A 15122-nucleotide genomic window follows, 5' to 3' on the forward strand; every position below is an offset into this window, starting at 1 on the left:
CTGCCCTCGGGGTAGGCGAGCGTCACCCACCTCGATGAACAGCAGGGTATGCCCGGTCTCCGGGTCGTGGACGTCGGTCCCGGGAGGGGGCCGCGGGAAAGGCCCTGGCCGGTAGCGTCGGAGCCATGAAGGACTACTTCGCCGGGGACGACCGCACCAACCGCGAGCGCATGCTCGCCGGGGACCTCTACATCGCCGACGACCCGGAGAGCGCGCAGATCGCGCAGCGGGCGCTGCGGCTGCAGGCGGAGTATGCCCGGCGCACCGCCGAGGAGCCGGACACCGCCCGCGAGGTGCTCGAGGAGCTGCTCGGCGAGCTGGGTGAGGACGCCTACCTCAAACCGCCGGTCTACTGCGACTACGGCGTCCACACCCGAGTGGGGCCACGGACCTTCGCCAACTACGGGCTGGTGCTGCTCGACGTCGCGCCCATCACCATCGGTGCCGACTGCCAGATCGGACCCAACGTGCAGCTGCTCACCCCGACGCACCCGGTCGAGCCCGAGCCGCGCCGCGACAAGCTCGAAGCCGCCGAGCCGATCACCCTCGGCGACAACGTCTGGCTGGGTGGCGGGGTCATCGTCTGCCCGGGCGTCACGATCGGTGACAACACCGTCGTCGGCGCCGGGGCCGTCGTCACCAAGGACCTCCCCGCCGACGTGGTCGCCCTCGGCAACCCCGCCCGGGTCGTCAAGCAGCTGTGACCTGCTCGGCGACCCGCCGCGCCCACTGACCCACGCCGATGAGGGTCGCCGAGGCCGGGCCGCACCAGTCGCCGTAGCCGAGGAGGAACAGCCCGGGCACCCCAGGCACGGTGGGCGTGCCGTCGGTCAGGACCTGCCCGTCGCGGCGAGGCAGGTCGAGCCCGGTGAGCCAGGACAGTTCGGGCCGGAAGCCGGTGCACCACACGACCGCGTCCAGGGGCCGCTCGACCCCGTCCGCACCGACGGCCCCGTCCCGGGTGAGGCGCCGCACCATCGGCGTCGCCACGAGACCGCCTGCGTCGCGCGCCGCCCGCACCGGCGGCACCGCCACGATGTCGCCCAGCCCGCCGACACCCTCGCCCTCGCCGCGCAGCCGGGCGCTCGCGACGCGGAAGAGCTCGCGCCCGTCGACGTGGTCGGGCAGGTAGCGCGGCTCGCCCAGCGTCGCCCACGTCACCTCGGCGACCGGGAGGAGGTCGGCGGCGATCTGCGCGCCCGAGTTGGCCCCGCCGACGACGAGCACCCGTCGGCCCGCGAAGGCGCGGGGACCGGCATACCGCCCGCTGTGCACCTGGCGACCACCGAACTCGGCGAGCCCCGGGACCGCCGGGACGAACGGCCGAGACCACGTGCCCGTCGCGCCGATCACCGCGCGCGCCCGCCAGGTGCCGGAATCGGTGGCCACCTCGTAGGCGCCGCCGCGGCGCCGCACGTCGAGCACGCGGACGGGCCGTCGCACAGGCACGTCGTAGCGCTCCTCGTAGCGGGTGAGGTAGTCGACGACGTGGCTCGCGTCGGGGTTGTCGGCACCCTCGACCGCGGGCATGCGCCAGCCGGGGAGGGAGGAGTAGGCGGCGGGGGAGAAGAGCCGCAGCGAGGGCCAGGTATGCCGCCACGCGCCGCCCGGCTCGTCCGCCGCGTCGAGCAGCACGTGCTGCACCCCGCGGCGACGGAGGTAGAAGGACGCGGCGAGCGCCGCCTGTCCACCGCCGACGACGAGCGCTTGGGTGTCGGCGGAAGTCACCGGGTCAGGCTAGGGGACGAGCTCGGGCTCGCGGTCGTGCTGCCGGTGACCGGCGCCGACCGGGGTGCGGGGTCGCACCGGACGCGGTGCCGGGGCCGGTCGGGTGACCGAGACCGGCCGCGGGCGCACCGCCGCCTCCCGGCTGCGCAGGACGCGCTCCCACAGGGCGCGGGTGCGGCGACGCAGCAGCCACTGGTCGGCGTCGATGACGGCGCGGAGCACGATGGCGCCGGTGAGCATGCCGCCGATGAGGTCGGAGGGCCAGTGGTAGCCGAGGTAGTAGGCGACGGCGACCGCGTTGACCGTGATGAGCGCCAGCACCCAGCCGAGCCGCCGCCTGACGCGGGAGTCCGGGTGGGAGTAGATGACGATGAGGTAGGCCGCGGCGCCGTAGATGAGGATCGCCTCGGCGGCGTGGCCGGAGGGGTAGGTCATGCCGTACCAGCCGTGCTCGGCGGCGCCCCCGTTGAAGAAGCGGCCGGAGACGTCGTCGGCCTTGGGGGAGGTGCGCGCGAGGACGATCTTGAGGCCGCCGACCACGCCGTAGAACCCGGCCTCGACCGCGCCGGCGATGAGGATCGGGCGCCAGGTGCGGTGCTTCCAAGCCAGGGTGAAGGCGACCGCCAGCAGAATGGGCAGGCAGACCGCCTGTCCTGCGACGGCGTTGGGGACCTGGTCGAGGAAGTCGGTCCAGCGCGGGGTGAGCTCGTCGGACCAGAAGCCGTGCAGGGAGCGGTCGAACTCGCGCAGCGGGCCGGCGACCAGAGCCGTCACCAGCACCAGCATGCCGATGAGCACCGGCAGACTGGTCAGACGACGAAAGGTCAGCATTCTTTACCCCACGGTAGTTGGATTCCCTGTGATTTCCCTGATGCGCTCCCCTGGGCATCCTGGCGTTCCTAGGATAGCGAACTTCGCAGGTCAGCGCTTGGCGAGAGGGATTGTGGCGGTGGTCACAGAAATCCGACGACGCGGGGGCGTGGCACGATGCGAGGTATGCACCTGGTGGAATTCCTGAAGCACGTCGCCGCCGGTCAGCTCATCGAGGCGGGCTCTGACGCGCACGCCTTCATGCACGGGGCGAGCCAGGAGGCGCTGCGCGTCGTGGCCGAGCTGAACGGGGCATACCACCCGCCGGAGGAGGTCCGGGCGCTGCTCTGCGAGCTCACCGGGCGGGAGGTGCCGGTCTCGGTCACGGTCTTCCCACCGTTCTACAGCGAGTTCGGCAAGAATCTCACCTTCGGCGAGGGCGTCTTCGTCAACATGGGCTGCCGCTTCCAGGACACCGGCGGCATCACGATCGGCGACCGGTCGCTCGTCGGGCACGGCTCGACGATCACCACGCTCAACCACGGCGTCGACCCCGCCCGTCGCGGCGACATGATCCCGGCCCCGGTGCGGATCGGCCAGGACGTCTGGTTGGGTGCGAGCGTGACCGTGGTGCCCGGCGTGACCATCGGCGACGGGGCCATCGTCGGTGCCGGCGCGGTGGTCACCAAGGACGTGCCCGCCCGGACGGTCGTCGCCGGGGTCCCCGCGCGGGTGGTCCGCTCGATCGACGACTGAGCCACGGGCATACCCCGGCGCGTGTGAGGATCGCGCCATGCCGCGTGCCGTGATCTTCGACCTCGACGACACGCTCGTGGACCAGCGCACCGCGGCGCACGAAGCGGTGGTTTCCTGGGCGGCCGAGCTCGGCGTGGTCGGTCCTGAGGTCGCTCGACGGTGGGACGCGGTCGCCGAGCGGCACTACCGCCGCTACCAGCGGCGAGAGATCACCTTCCAGGAGCAGCGTCGCGAGCGTGTCCGCGAGTTCCTCGGGCGTGAGCTGAGCGACGACGGGGCCGACATAGTCTTCGCGGGCTATCTCTCGAGGTACGAGGCGGGCTGGCGCGTCTTCCCGGATGTTCCCCCGGTCCTGGACCGCCTGGCTGGCCACGGGATACGGCTCGCGATCCTCACCAACGGTGAGTCGCAGCAGCAGCTGCGAAAGCTCGACCGGGTCGGTCTGACGGAGCGGTTCGAGGCGGTGGTCTGCTCCTCCGAGCTGCCTGCGGGCAAGCCCGATCCGCCAGCCTTCCTCACCACGGTGCACCGGCTCGGTGTCGCGCCGGAGGAGACGCTCATGGTGGGGGACTCACTGGCCGCCGATGTCGAGGGGGCGCTCGCGGCCGGTCTGGACGCGGTCCTCGTGGATCGGCGCGACCAGCACGCGGACGCGGGCGTGCGTCGAGTGACGTCTCTGGACGAGCTCTTCGTCGAGGGCCGCTGACCGGGCGACACGTGGCGGCGCCGCGCCAGTCGAGACCGGCTCCAGCGTTCACGTGAACGCTGGAGCCGTCGTGGGCCGGAGTGTCGCCGGGACAGGCGCCTCGGCCGGCTCACACTAGCGTGACGGTCACGTGCCGACGAGCGCTCGCCGCGAGCCCACGGTCACGGGTCCACAGCGGGCACCCGAGCGCGGCGGCGACGGCGACGTGCGCGGCGTCGTAGCTGGTCAGGTTGTCGCGGAGCGTCCAGACGTGGGCACGGAGGGCGGCTGTGCTGGGGTGTCGGCGCAGGGCGAGGTCGTCGAAGTCGGCGAGAGCGTCCTGCGCGCGATGGGCGCTCAGGTGCCCGCCGAGGGTCAGGCCGCGAAGCGCGCTGACGACCTCGTGGTCAACGAGGTCGGGTGCGTGGAGCACCTCCTCGGCGAGCTGGGACCGGAGAGGAGCCAGCTCGCGCTGGGTGAGGGCGTCGACGACCACCGAGGCGTCGACGACGATCATCGGGAGTCGCGGTCGGCGCGGATGATGTCGACCGCCGACACGGCGCTCGACTCCGACCGCGCGTCCACCCTGGCCAGGACCTCTGCGAGGTCAGGGGTGGCGACCTCGCGCTGGAGGAGGTCGCGCAGGTATGCCGTCAGGCTCTGGCCGCGCCGGGCCGCGCGGGCGGCCAGCTCGTCGCGCGTCGCGGGATCGACACCGCGAATCTGCAGCAGGGTGGATGCCATGCATACAGATTACATCCATACGGGTGCACGACCGGGACGAGCCCCGGCTACCGTGAGGCGCGTGAGCACCCCGGGCGACGAGACCTATGACGTCGTCGTGGTGGGTGCCGGGTCGGCGGGCGCCGTCATGGCGCACCGGCTGACCGAGGACGGTTCGCGGCGGGTGCTGCTGCTGGAGGCCGGTGGGCGCGACATCTCGCCGAACGTCCGCATCCCCGCGGCCTTCTCCCGGCTCTTCGAGTCCACGGCCGACTGGAACTACCGCACCACGCCGCAGCCGCGGCTCGCTGGCCGCTCGATCTACTGGCCGCGCGGCAAGGTGCTCGGCGGCTCGTCCTCGCTCAACGCGATGATGTGGGTGCCGGGCTTCGCCGCCGACTACGACCGCTGGGCCGAGCTCGCAGGTCCGACGTGGGGACCGGACGAGGTCGCGCCGCTGCTGCAGGGCACGCTCGTCTCGGTCGAGGAGCAGCGCGACCCGAGTCCGCTCACCCGTCGCTTCCTGCAGGCCGCCGGCGAGGCCGGGTTCGCGGTCGAGGAGGCCAACGCCGCAGCGCCCGACGGCTTCACCCAGACCCGCGTGACGCAGCGGCGCGGCGCGCGCTCGAGCACCGCACAGGCATACCTGCGACCCGCGGCCGGGCGCCCGAACCTCCAGGTGCGCACCCGCGCGCACGTGACGCGGGTGCTCTTCGAGGGGCGGGTCGCGACCGGTGTGGAGTATGCCGTCGGCGGGGTCCGGCGGACCGCGACCGCGCGGCAGGCGGTCGTGCTCTGCGGCGGCGCGGTCAACACGCCGCAGCTGCTCATGCTCTCGGGCATCGGCTCCGGCGCCGAGCTGCAGCAGCACGGCATCCCGGTGCTCGTCGACGCCCCCGAGGTCGGCAAGAACCTGCGCGACCACCTGGTCAGCGGGCTCATCGCGCGCACCTCGGCGGACACGCTCGCGTCCGCGACGTCGACGGCCAACCTGGCCCGGTATCTGCTGCGGCGCCGCGGGATGCTGACCTCCAACATCGCCGAGGCCTACGGTTTCGTGCGCTCCCGGCCGGAGCTGGACGAGCCGGACCTGGAGCTGATCTGGGCACCGGTGGCGTATGCCAACGAGGGCCTCCACGGCATACCGGAGCACGGCCTGACGCTCGGCCCGATCCTGCTCCAGCCGCGCAGCCGCGGCACGATCAGCCTCGCCTCGGCGGACCCGTTCGAGCACCCGCGCATCGACCCGCGCTACCTCAGCGACCCCGAGGGGGCCGACCGCGCGACCATGCTCGCCGGGCTGGCGATCGCCGAGCGGATCCTTGCCTCACCTGCGCTGCGCGACGTGACCGGTGGGTCCTACGTCCGCCCGGTGGGTGGCGAGCGGCTCAGCGCCGAGGAGCGGGCCGTCGTGGCGTTGGAGCAGCACGCGCACACGCTCTACCACCCGACGTCGACCGCACGGATGGGCACCGATGCCGCGTCAGTGGTCGACCCCGAGCTGCGGGTGCGCGGTGTCGAGCGGCTGCTCGTCGCCGACGCGTCGGTGATGCCCGAGATCATCCGCGGGCACACGCACGCGCCCAGCGTCGTGATCGGCGAGCGGGCGGCGCAGCTGCTGAGGGGGTAGATCGAGCCGACCTACGATGGGGCGATGGTCGTGTGGACCTCGCCGCCGCCCGCCGTGCTGCCGCCGCCGCTGCGTCGGCACGTGCGGGAGATGGTCGGCTATCGGGCCGAGGGGATGCGCCCCGGTGTCCATCGCGGCCTGCCCTCCGACACCCTCACCATGGTGCTGGCGATCGGCGCCCCGCTGCGCACCGCCACCTCGTGGGAGGCGCTCGACGCCGGCTCGGTCGACGAGCAGGCGGTCGTGCTGAGCGGGCTCCACGTGCGCAGCGCCCTCGTGCTGCAACCGGAGACGTGGGAGGGGATCCAGCTCGCCGTGTCGCCGCTGGGGGCGCGTGCCCTCTTCGGCGCTCCGGCGGCGGGGCTGCCGGTGGATCACTGGGACGCCGCCGACCTGCTGGGGGATGCCCTGCGGCGGCTCTCGGAGCGGCTGGCCGCGACGGAGGACTGGCAGACCCGCTACGGGCTGGTGACCGACTTCCTGCTCGGGCGGCTCGCGGTCGGCGACGGCGCCAGGCTGCGCCCGGAGGTGGCCGAGGCATGGCGGATGGTGCGTGCCCGGCGGGGGGCCGTCCGGGTCGACGACGTGGCCCGGCACGTGGGCCTGGGGCGTCGCCGGCTCAGCACGCTCTTCGCCGCCGAGCTCGGGGTGACGGTGCGGACGGCGGCGCGACTGGTGCGCTTCGACGCGGCGCGGCGGGCCCTGGCGACCCGGGCGTGCGCGTCCGTGCCCGGTCGCTCGCTCGATCTCGCGGGGCTCGCCGTCGACCACGGCTACTACGACCACGCCCACCTGGTCCGCGACTTCGGCGAGTTCGCGGGTCTGAGCCCAACGGCCTGGCTCGCCGAGGAGTTCCCGAACGTCCAAGCCGGCGAGGCGCTCCGCGCGCCAGCATCGGTGCCATGACCGACGCCGCGCCCGATCCCAGCACGCACCCGCCGACCGTCTGGCCCGCCTTCCAGGCGCGCGATCCGCGCGCCGTCATCGACTTCCTCGTCGCCCTCGGGTTCGAGGAGACCGTCGCCTACACAGACGACGACGGCGTCCTGCAGCACGCGCAGCTCGACTGGCCCGAGGGCGGAGGTGTGATGCTCGGTCAGCACCGCCCCGACGCTCCCTTCTCCCAGACCCTAGGCACCACGGCGGCGTATGTCGTGACCGCGGACGTCGATGCCGTCTTGGCGCGGGCGCGCGGAGCGGGTGTCGACGTGCCGGACGCTCCGGTGGAGCAGTCCTACGGCAGCCGCGAGGTGCTGGTGCGCGATCCCGAGGGCAACCAGTGGAGCTTCGGGACCTACGCCGGCGAGCCCCGCCGTCGCTGACCCCCTTGCTCCGGACCCACCCGGTGTACCGACCGGCGTGCACAACGCAGCGGCAACGCGTGAACCCGCAGGTCAGGATCGGCACGTGTGCCCTTGTGCACGCCGGGCGACCCGAGGGCCACTCAGGCGTCGGTCCCGACCTCGGGCGCAGCCTCCAACGCGGCTGGCGCAGCGCCACCGCTGCCCTCCAGCGCCGCCCCCTCGGTCTGAGCCAGGTGGTGCCGCACACCCGCCGCGACCTGCGCGATCGGCCGGGACGGCAGGTAGGCGGAGGCGCCGGCGTCGAGCATCCGGCCGACCTGCCCTCCATAGCTGACGCCGAGCTCCTCGTCCTCGATCTCGGTCACCACGACGCGCGCGTCCGGGAACATTGCGCGCAGACTGCCGATGAGTTGCGTACTGACCGGCGGCACCAGCAGCACGTCGGCAGTCCGCGGGGCCTGTGTCATGTCGATGACGAGGTAGTCGTCACCGAACTCCTCCGAGAGGCGCGCCCGCACCGCCTTCGACAGCCGCATCGCGGTCGCGACCACGGTGACGCCCTCGGTATGCGGTGTGGCCGGCTCGTCCTCGTCGTCCTCGTCCTCTGCGTGGAGGATCGCGCCCTGCAGCACCCGCGAGGTGAAGGAGAGCGTGCCGATCGGCTCGCCGCCGCGGGTGAGGGTGACCTCCTCACCTGCCACGGTCGCCTCCAGCAGGGTGCGGAGGTCTTCCGGCAGGTCGTCGAGCTCTAGCCGGGCGGCGGGCGCATCGCGCTGGAGCCACCGCATGTCAGGGCGCTCGCAGCACGACGAAGAGGAAGCAGAGGAATGCCGTCCGCTCGCCGCTCGCGATGCGCGGCGGCAGGAGCTCGGTCGGGGTCTGCGGGGAGGGCGGCGGCTCGTCGACCATCTCGATGCCGAACCCGGCGCGGGTGAAGGCGTTGAAGATCGCGTGCACGGGGCGGTGCCACATCGTCAGCGTTGCGGGCCGACCGTCGAAGTCGAACTCGTCGGAGTACTGCCGCGTCGCGAAGTAGTCCTCGTCTGGGTGGGTGAAGGTGCGCACGAAGGGGTGGTTCACCGCCAGGATGAAGCGGCCCCCCGGCCGGAGCACCCGACGGATCTCGGCGAGCGGCGCGTCCCAGTCTTCGAGATAGTGCAGCACCAGCGAGGACACCACGTCGTCGAAGGAGTCGGCGGCGAAGGGCAGGGGTTGGGCCAGGTCGTGGACGTGCAGCGGCACGTCGTCGCCCAGGCGCTTCCGGGCCAGGTCGATCATGGCCGGGCTGCCGTCGAGCCCGGTCATGCGGGCTCCCCGATCGCGCAGCAGCGCGGTCAGCGGCCCCGCCCCGCACCCGGCGTCCAGGATCCGGCGCCCGTCGACGTCGCCGCGAGGTCGACCATGGCGGGGCGAGCGTAGAAGGCGTTGAGCAGGCTGGCGACGTTCTCCGCCTCGTAGCTGGCGGCGAAGTCGTCGTAGGCGTCGGGTCGCCACGAGACGACGGCCGCTGCGGCGGTGTCCGCTGCCGGTTCGGCGTCCGAGGTCATACCACCAGCGTGCGGCCTGATCCTGGGGACTTCCTCGACCAACACGCGCTTCACCGCTCGCCTGCGCTCACCCCCACATCACCACGTCCACCCCATGCCCGGCGCCCGGGCGAACTGCTGGTCATCGGTGAGCAGCGGTATACCGAGTGTTTCCGCCAGAGCGACGTAGAAGGCGTCGTAGGCGGTGGCGTTGTGCCGGAGCTCCAGGACGCGACGCTGCATCGGCGCCATGGCATCACGGTCCGGCAGCGCCGCCGGCATACCTCCGCCATCCGATGACCCGGGGGGCCCGATCAGCCGCCGGTCGTCAACGCCACCAGGTCGAGGGCATCCTCCAGGCCGGCGAAGTCGTCGGGGTTGCGGGTGAGCAGCGGTATGTCATGCCGCACCGCCGTGGCGGCGATCTGCAGGTGCATCCGCCGCGGACGGGGGTTGCGGCCATGCTCGCGGACCAGGGTGGCCAGGCTCCGTAGTACTCCGCCGCGAGCAGGTCGAAGGGGAGCACGTCGAAGACCTCGAGGATGCTGCGGATGCGCTGACGTCGCCGGGTCTGCTCCAGCGGGTCGTCGGTGGCCGTGATGCCGTAGTGCAGCTCCCCGATGGCGATGACCGGCACCGCGAGCTCGTCGGCGTGGTCGCGCAACTGCGAGGCGGAAGGCGGCTCGATGATGGCCGAGGTGTCGAGCAGGGCACGCCGAACGGTGGTGCTCATGCGCCGCTGCTCTGGCGCGCCCAGGGGTCGCGGGGAGTGTCGTCGTCCTGGCGGATGTCCGCGAGCCAGCGGCGGGCGTCGCTCCTGCTGAGGGGAGTACTGGTCAGAGCGGCCACGGCATCGGCTGTCGGCACGAAGGCCCGCCGGCCCGTGTCGCGCTGTTGGGGGACGACGTCGGCGACCGCCCGACCGTTGACCGTCACCACGAAGGACTCGCCAGCCGCCACGCGACGCATGATGACGGCATTGTCGTTGCGCAGGTCGGACTGGCGAATCTCCGTGCTCATAGCGCTATCGTAGCGAACCTGTAGCTGAGGGGCGCCGGATCTCGGCCCGACCGGCCTGGCCCGCACGTTGGAGAGCCGGGGCGTCACGCACCTCGTGACCGAGACGGACACCACCAACCGTGGCTCGCACCGCATGGCCGCCCGGCTCGGGGCGAGGCCATGCGCGAGACGGTCGAGTGGCGCCGACCGGCGTGAGAGTTCGACGAGGCGCGCGACGAGCGCGGGCGAGCGGCCAGGGTGGCGCGGGTCAGGCCAGCGGGTTGACCCACCGGACCTCGGGGAAGCGGGCGAAGTCCGAGTCCGCCGAGACCACCGCGACGCCGAGCTCCAGGGCGATCGCCGCGAGCTGGGCATCGGGCACGAGGTTGCCGGTGATGTGGTGCGCCTTCGTGAGTTGCGCGTATGCCCCGACCGTGCGCTCGGTGGCGGGTGGGACCCATACCGTCGGTGCAGCCAGCCAGCGGTCGACGTAGTCCTGCGCCGCCGAGGCGGAGAGCGGATGCTCGGCGATGCGCGGGTGGGTGGCGATCCGCAGGAAGGCGCCGATGGTCTGCCACGGAAGTCCGATGCGTTCGTGTCCAGAGATGGCCTCGGTGAGCCATGTCGAGGCGCGGCTCCAGAACGGGCTGTCCTCGTCGATGGCGTAGAGCAGGATGTTGGCGTCGATGATCACGGTGCCTCATCGAGCAGGTCGAGGACCTCGCCGACGTTGCGGACGTCGACCTTGAGGCCGAGCTTCGTCGACTGGTGCTGGTAGGGGGACGGCGGCTGGTCGGGTGCGGTCATACCGCGACGGGCGAGTGAGTTCACCGCCTCGCTCGGGCCCATGCCACGCTCGCGCCGCAGCCGGTCGACCTCCGCTGCGACATCATCGCTCAGCGTGATCGTCGTCCTCATGCAATGACGTTAGCATCATGATGCGACGTCCGCGAGAGGCGCCAGGCCCGGGCCCATCGTGGAGGAAGGTCAGCTGGCTGGTTTCGCGGCCACCTGCGATGATGAGTTCCTCCACTTCGCGACGGCGCTGCATACCTGGGGTTCAGGACTGGCACCGCGAGCCCACGACGAGGTACTCGACCACCTGCGCGCCCAGGGACGCGCCACCGCCTGGTTGCGGGTCTTCGACGAGAACGAGCGCGCCGTGAGGTTCTACCGCCGCCACGGGTGGGTGCCGACCGACAGCACGTCGCGCACGGAATTTCCGCCCCACCCGACGCTGCGCCGCTTCGAGCGCGATCTTGAGCGCGGGGCTGCGGCAAGTCCCGCTTGACCGGCTCCAGCCGGAGGTCGTCGTCGCGCGCAGGAGTCGCTGCTGCTTCGGTCAAAGAGGAGCGGGGAGGGCGATACCGGACGTCAGGCGGGCCGCATCCAGGTCAGCCCCGGGAAGCGGTCGAAGTCCGCGTCGAAGGTGACGACGGTGGCGTGGTGCTCCAGCGCCAGAGCGGCGAGGTGTGCGTCGCTGGTGAGGTTGCCTGCGGTGCCGGCGGAGAACAGCAGCTCACCGAGGAGGTCGAGGTGACGCTCGCCCGGGTGGAGGACGATGGCCGAGGGCGCGGTCAGCCAGCCGCGGACCACGCCGAGAACCTCGTCGGTGGTCAGGGGCCGGGCGAAGAGCCCCGGGCGGGTGGCCAGTCGCACGACCGCGAGCAGTGCTGCCCACGCCAGGCCCACCGTGTCCTTGCCGCTGAGCGAGTCGTCCAGCCACCGCTTGGCGACGGCATGGTCGGGGGACGCGCTGTTGACGGCGTGCAGGAGCACGTTGGCATCGACGAGTTTCATGCTCCACGTCGTAGACGCCCGAGGAGCGACTCGTCCTCGAGCTCGCCGGACAGGCGTAGAGCCTTCGTCACATCCACCGTGGGTACGCCCATATCGAACGTCGGCGTCTCGTGGCGCCGCGTCGGCCGGTCCTGTGCGCCGTCACGGATGGCGCCGTTGAGCGCGCGCTTGAAGGAGACGCCCTTCTCCTGCATCCGGCGCCTGATGATGTGCTCGACATCGGCGTCGAGCGTGACAGTCGTCCGCATGATTGACAGCATAGCATCATGGCAGTTGATGCTTTGTGTGCAACTGGGTTGCACGTCGTGACGCGAAGGTCGTGGGTAGCCCGAGCTCGTTCCCCAGTGCCTGTGCGTAGGGGAGTCGTTGCTGCGGCGTGACCCACGTCGCCTGGTCGTGCCGACGGTAGAGATCGTCGCCATCGTGTCGTGGGAACGCTACGTCGCCCGCCGCGGTGGTGAGGAGTACTGGTTCCGCGGGTGCTTCCACCAGATCACCGAGGACCGCATCGTGCAGAGGTTCACCTTCGAGGAAATGCCGGTCACGACCGATCGAGGGGCTCCCGCTCCATCGCGGCTCTGACTGCCTCGGCCATCCGGCCCCGGAGGGCGACCATCGAGGGTGCGTCTGCCGTGCCCGGGAGCGCATCGGCGCCGTGGTACATCCCCTCCTCGACGTGCAGCTCGACCGCGACCCCGGCCGCCTCGAGCCGCCGGGCGTAGTCGACGTTCTCGTCGTAGAAAAGGTCGAGGTCACCGACGCCGATCCACGCCGGCGCCAGTCCGGTGAGGTCGTCGCGACGGGCGCCGACGGCATACGGGCGCTGCTCGTCCTGCCCCGCGGGGTGGCTGAGGTAGGCGGACCATGCGGCGCGGTTCGCGCCCGGTGTCCACACGAGGCGACCACGGTCCTGGGGCCCGTGACTCAGGGTGCGGTCGTCGAGCATCGGGTAGAGGAGCAGCTGCAAGTCCACCTGGAGCCCCTCGTCGTGCGCGCGCTGCGCGAGCTCGGCGGCGAGACCACCCCCGGCGCTCGCGCCCCCGACGGCGATCCCGCCGGCCGTCGGTCCGTCAGCGCGGCGGCGCTCCACGAGCCAGGTGAGCGCGGCGTGACAGTCATCCAGCGGCGCGGGGTAGGGGTGCTCCGGCGCCAGGCGGTAGTCGACGCTCAGGACGAACAACCCGGCGTGATCGGCGAGCATCTGGCACAGGTCGTGGTCCTGGGCCGCCGACCCCAGGACCCTTCCGCCGCCGTGGATCCAGAGCAGCGCACCGTGGGGCTCGCCCGACGCCGGGGCGTAGGTGAAGGCCGTCACCGGCCCGTCCGGCGACGGCACCGAGACTTGCGTGCGGCTGGCGTCCTCGGCCTGCGTCAACCGGGCCAGACCGGCCTTGATGAGTGGCAGGCTGCGGTCGGAGAGGGGGTTCGGGGTGTATGCCGCGGCAACCCGCAGCTCGGGCCTGGCTCGGCATACCTGTCGATGCTTGGCCAGCCCGGCCGCGGCCAAAGCCGTGAACACGGCGGTCCAGATCAACTTCATGAGGGTCTCCTTGTCGCGCGGTGACACGGATGCCAGTGCATCAGACCCGGCGGGGTGGGAGCCAGCCGCGGACCACTCCGAAACCGCTGGACGCGTCAAAGGACCCACCATCGCGAACTTGCTGGTCTGTCGTCGCCAGGAGGGTTCAGGCCCCGAGCAGCGCGAGCGGGACGACGGCCACACCGTCACGCCGCCGATACGCGCGACTGCCGGTCGAGAGCACTAGCGTGTCCACGCAGTCGGCCCCCATCTTGTCGCGCAACCAGTGCAGGTGCTTGACATCGGCATCACCCACCTCGCGAGACCACTTGACCTCGACTCCCAGGACCTGGCCCTCGGGGCCCTCGACCACGAGGTCGACCTCGCGATCACCCTGACGGGTGCGAAGGTGTCCCACGCGGGCGCGCGCCCGCTCTGCAGCCACTCGCACGGACAGAGTGGCCAGAGACTCGAAGAGCGGCCCCGTCAGAGCCCGTCCCCGAGTTCCCTGCAGCGAGGCGGCGGTGTGTCCCAACATGCGAGCGGCGAGCGCCGGATCGACGAGCTGATGCTTCGGGCCGACCTGGAGCGGCGCGAACGGGTTGGCCGAGGGGCTCCAGCCCGGGACCGGGTCCAGCACGAAGATTCCCGTGAGGTGGTCTCGATAGGTGATAGTGGTGGTCTTGGCCGGTTGCGAGCCGTCACCAGCGGCCGAGGCGTCGAGGATCTTGGAGTATGCCGTGGTGCTCGACGACGCTGCAGCGTAGGCGGTGAGCCAGCGACGCAGCGTCTCCTTGCGACGCACCTGCACCCCGCTCTCCGCCAGGTCGCGGTCGATGATGGCCGCTACATAGGCGTCGAGGAGGTCCCGCTGCACGTCGGGAGCGGCCGCTCGGATGCCTGGGAAGCCACTCTCGGTGATCTGAGCGAGGTAGTCGACAGCTCGGAACGTGGTACTGCCCGACACCTCGCTCGAGCCCGTGAGCAGCCCTGACAGGCTGACGCTCCGCTCTGTGGCCCCTCGCTCGAACAGTGCCATGGGTCGCATCCGGCGCGTCAGGATCCTCCCTGCGCCCGAATGCGCCTCCACACCAGACCTCAGCCCGGCGCTCCCCGTCAGCAGGGCAGAACCTGGCTCGGCGCCCGCGTCGACCCATCGTCGCACTACGTCCCAGCTGGCTGGGTGCCGCTGCCATTCGTCGAGAAGGACCGGGGTGGCCGTGTCTCGAATGGCCCGCGGATCAGCCTGAAACGCCGCGAGGTCGTCGGGGTCGTCGAGGAGGTAGGTGGTGCGTGCGCGCCGCCGCGCGGTGTCGGTCTTCCCGACGCCCTTGGCGCCCTCGAGGGCGATGGCAGGAGAGAGCGGCAGGAGTCGATCCAGCTCATCGTCCATCGCTCTGCGTTGGTAATCCACGGGCACTACACTACTCTCAGTCGCCTTGTTACCCTACTTTTAGTCGCATCTCTGCACTACTGTTGGATGTTCGCCCGTGCGAGCGCGACCGCACACGGCCAGGCGGGGAACAATCTAGGTACAACCACAGTTGAGCCTAGTGAACTCAACTTCACTGAGCCTCGGCTTGACAACACGCCGGCCACTCACCAGAGTTGAGTGCAGACGTATCAACCCGGGCGCACGAGG

General features: G+C 71.6%; 24 protein-coding genes. 8 read left to right on the top strand and 16 right to left on the bottom strand.

The features are described from left to right. Positions 1-125: 125 nt before the first annotated feature. A complete protein-coding gene (locus BJF86_RS01115; protein ID WP_075816626.1) occupies positions 126-704 on the top strand; it encodes a sugar O-acetyltransferase in 579 nt (192 codons plus the stop codon). Here the strand turns inward: BJF86_RS01115 and BJF86_RS01120 are convergent. Together BJF86_RS01120 and BJF86_RS01125 are read right to left on the bottom strand one after the other, a co-directional pair. Further along, positions 691-1728, bottom strand: coding sequence for an ArsO family NAD(P)H-dependent flavin-containing monooxygenase (locus tag BJF86_RS01120; RefSeq protein WP_075816627.1), 1038 nt, complete (start codon positions 1726-1728; stop codon positions 691-693). The genes BJF86_RS01115 and BJF86_RS01120 overlap by 14 nt on opposite strands. 9 nt (positions 1729-1737) lie before the next feature. Next, positions 1738-2559 (bottom strand): phosphatase PAP2 family protein, encoded by an 822-nt coding sequence (locus BJF86_RS01125; protein WP_075816628.1) that lies wholly within the window; start codon positions 2557-2559, stop codon positions 1738-1740. A gap of 165 nt (positions 2560-2724) precedes the next feature. Here BJF86_RS01125 and BJF86_RS01130 point away from each other — a divergent pair, with 165 nt between their 5' ends. Next, positions 2725-3294 (top strand): sugar O-acetyltransferase, encoded by a 570-nt coding sequence (locus BJF86_RS01130; RefSeq protein WP_075816629.1) that lies wholly within the window; start codon positions 2725-2727, stop codon positions 3292-3294. A gap of 37 nt (positions 3295-3331) precedes the next feature. Continuing rightward, a complete protein-coding gene (locus BJF86_RS01135) occupies positions 3332-4000 on the top strand; it encodes an HAD family hydrolase (RefSeq protein ID WP_075816630.1) in 669 nt (222 codons plus the stop codon). A gap of 109 nt (positions 4001-4109) precedes the next feature. Here the strand turns inward: BJF86_RS01135 and BJF86_RS01140 are convergent, their stop codons facing one another. After that, entirely contained in the window at positions 4110-4496 is a 387-nt protein-coding gene (locus BJF86_RS01140; RefSeq protein WP_075816631.1) for a type II toxin-antitoxin system VapC family toxin, read from the bottom strand. Further along, a complete protein-coding gene (locus BJF86_RS01145) occupies positions 4493-4723 on the bottom strand; it encodes a FitA-like ribbon-helix-helix domain-containing protein (protein ID WP_022925343.1) in 231 nt (76 codons plus the stop codon). Before BJF86_RS01145 ends, BJF86_RS01140 begins: the two co-directional genes overlap by 4 nt. A 61-nt stretch (positions 4724-4784) precedes the next feature. On the opposite strand from BJF86_RS01145, the gene BJF86_RS01150 reads away from it, so the two are divergent. The 3 genes from BJF86_RS01150 to BJF86_RS01160 are packed head-to-tail and all read left to right on the top strand — an operon-like array spanning position 4785 to position 7654. Continuing rightward, positions 4785-6332: a GMC family oxidoreductase gene (locus BJF86_RS01150; RefSeq protein WP_075816632.1), complete on the top strand. Its 1548-nt coding sequence runs from the start codon at positions 4785-4787 to the stop codon at positions 6330-6332. A 24-nt stretch (positions 6333-6356) separates the two neighbouring features. Then, a complete protein-coding gene (locus BJF86_RS01155) occupies positions 6357-7238 on the top strand; it encodes a helix-turn-helix domain-containing protein (RefSeq protein ID WP_075816633.1) in 882 nt (293 codons plus the stop codon). Beyond that, positions 7235-7654: a VOC family protein gene (locus BJF86_RS01160; RefSeq protein WP_075811963.1), complete on the top strand. Its 420-nt coding sequence runs from the start codon at positions 7235-7237 to the stop codon at positions 7652-7654. Before BJF86_RS01155 ends, BJF86_RS01160 begins: the two co-directional genes overlap by 4 nt. A 122-nt stretch (positions 7655-7776) precedes the next feature. Here the strand turns inward: BJF86_RS01160 and BJF86_RS01165 are convergent, their stop codons facing one another. The 8 genes from BJF86_RS01165 to BJF86_RS01195 all read right to left on the bottom strand — a co-directional run bounded on the left by BJF86_RS01165 (position 7777) and on the right by BJF86_RS01195 (position 11079). After that, positions 7777-8424: a hypothetical protein gene (locus BJF86_RS01165; protein ID WP_075816634.1), complete on the bottom strand. Its 648-nt coding sequence runs from the start codon at positions 8422-8424 to the stop codon at positions 7777-7779. Between the two features lies 1 nt (position 8425). Further along, positions 8426-9004 (bottom strand): class I SAM-dependent methyltransferase, encoded by a 579-nt coding sequence (locus BJF86_RS01170; RefSeq protein WP_321166125.1) that lies wholly within the window; start codon positions 9002-9004, stop codon positions 8426-8428. Then, on the bottom strand, positions 8971-9183 hold the full coding sequence (locus tag BJF86_RS19445) for a hypothetical protein (RefSeq protein WP_321166126.1): 213 nt from the start codon (positions 9181-9183) through the stop codon (positions 8971-8973). The genes BJF86_RS01170 and BJF86_RS19445 overlap by 34 nt, the downstream gene beginning before the upstream one ends. A gap of 78 nt (positions 9184-9261) precedes the next feature. After that, a complete protein-coding gene (locus BJF86_RS01175; protein ID WP_202817293.1) occupies positions 9262-9414 on the bottom strand; it encodes a type II toxin-antitoxin system VapC family toxin in 153 nt (50 codons plus the stop codon). Between the two features lie 76 nt (positions 9415-9490). Continuing rightward, positions 9491-9895, bottom strand: coding sequence for a PIN domain-containing protein (locus BJF86_RS01180; protein WP_202817294.1), 405 nt, complete (start codon positions 9893-9895; stop codon positions 9491-9493). Then, complete coding sequence (locus BJF86_RS01185; RefSeq protein WP_075816635.1) at positions 9892-10182, bottom strand: type II toxin-antitoxin system Phd/YefM family antitoxin; 291 nt, start codon at positions 10180-10182, stop codon at positions 9892-9894. The genes BJF86_RS01180 and BJF86_RS01185 overlap by 4 nt, the downstream gene beginning before the upstream one ends. Positions 10183-10429: 247 nt before the next feature. After that, positions 10430-10855, bottom strand: a complete 426-nt coding sequence (locus tag BJF86_RS01190) for a TA system VapC family ribonuclease toxin (RefSeq protein WP_075816636.1) — start codon at positions 10853-10855, stop codon at positions 10430-10432. After that, positions 10852-11079, bottom strand: a complete 228-nt coding sequence (locus BJF86_RS01195; protein ID WP_075816637.1) for a ribbon-helix-helix protein, CopG family — start codon at positions 11077-11079, stop codon at positions 10852-10854. The genes BJF86_RS01190 and BJF86_RS01195 overlap by 4 nt, the downstream gene beginning before the upstream one ends. A gap of 58 nt (positions 11080-11137) precedes the next feature. Between BJF86_RS01195 and BJF86_RS01200 the strand changes: the two genes are divergently transcribed. Then, positions 11138-11452 (top strand): GNAT family N-acetyltransferase, encoded by a 315-nt coding sequence (locus BJF86_RS01200; protein WP_075816638.1) that lies wholly within the window; start codon positions 11138-11140, stop codon positions 11450-11452. Positions 11453-11535: 83 nt separating this feature from the next. Here the strand turns inward: BJF86_RS01200 and BJF86_RS01205 are convergent, their stop codons facing one another. Both BJF86_RS01205 and BJF86_RS01210 read right to left on the bottom strand, forming a co-directional pair. Beyond that, on the bottom strand, positions 11536-11961 hold the full coding sequence (locus BJF86_RS01205) for a TA system VapC family ribonuclease toxin (RefSeq protein ID WP_075816639.1): 426 nt from the start codon (positions 11959-11961) through the stop codon (positions 11536-11538). Beyond that, positions 11958-12209 carry an antitoxin gene (locus BJF86_RS01210; protein ID WP_075812181.1) on the bottom strand — a complete coding sequence of 84 codons (252 nt, stop codon included), beginning with the start codon at positions 12207-12209 and terminating at the stop codon, positions 11958-11960. The genes BJF86_RS01205 and BJF86_RS01210 overlap by 4 nt, the downstream gene beginning before the upstream one ends. A gap of 118 nt (positions 12210-12327) precedes the next feature. Between BJF86_RS01210 and BJF86_RS18240 the strand changes: the two genes are divergently transcribed. Beyond that, the gene (locus BJF86_RS18240; protein WP_237768029.1) at positions 12328-12543 is read left to right on the top strand and encodes a hypothetical protein; all 216 of its coding nucleotides are present in this window, start codon (positions 12328-12330) and stop codon (positions 12541-12543) included. Here BJF86_RS18240 and BJF86_RS01220 read toward each other — a convergent pair. Continuing rightward, positions 12503-13501 (bottom strand): alpha/beta hydrolase, encoded by a 999-nt coding sequence (locus tag BJF86_RS01220; protein WP_075816640.1) that lies wholly within the window; start codon positions 13499-13501, stop codon positions 12503-12505. The genes BJF86_RS18240 and BJF86_RS01220 overlap by 41 nt on opposite strands. Positions 13502-13646: 145 nt before the next feature. Beyond that, positions 13647-14873, bottom strand: coding sequence for an ATP-binding protein (locus tag BJF86_RS01225; RefSeq protein WP_237768030.1), 1227 nt, complete (start codon positions 14871-14873; stop codon positions 13647-13649). Positions 14874-15122: the final 249 nt, after the last annotated feature.

Source organism: Serinicoccus sp. CNJ-927 (genome assembly GCF_001942435.1).
GTDB classification, from domain to species: Bacteria; Actinomycetota; Actinomycetes; order Actinomycetales; family Dermatophilaceae; genus Ornithinicoccus; species Ornithinicoccus marinus.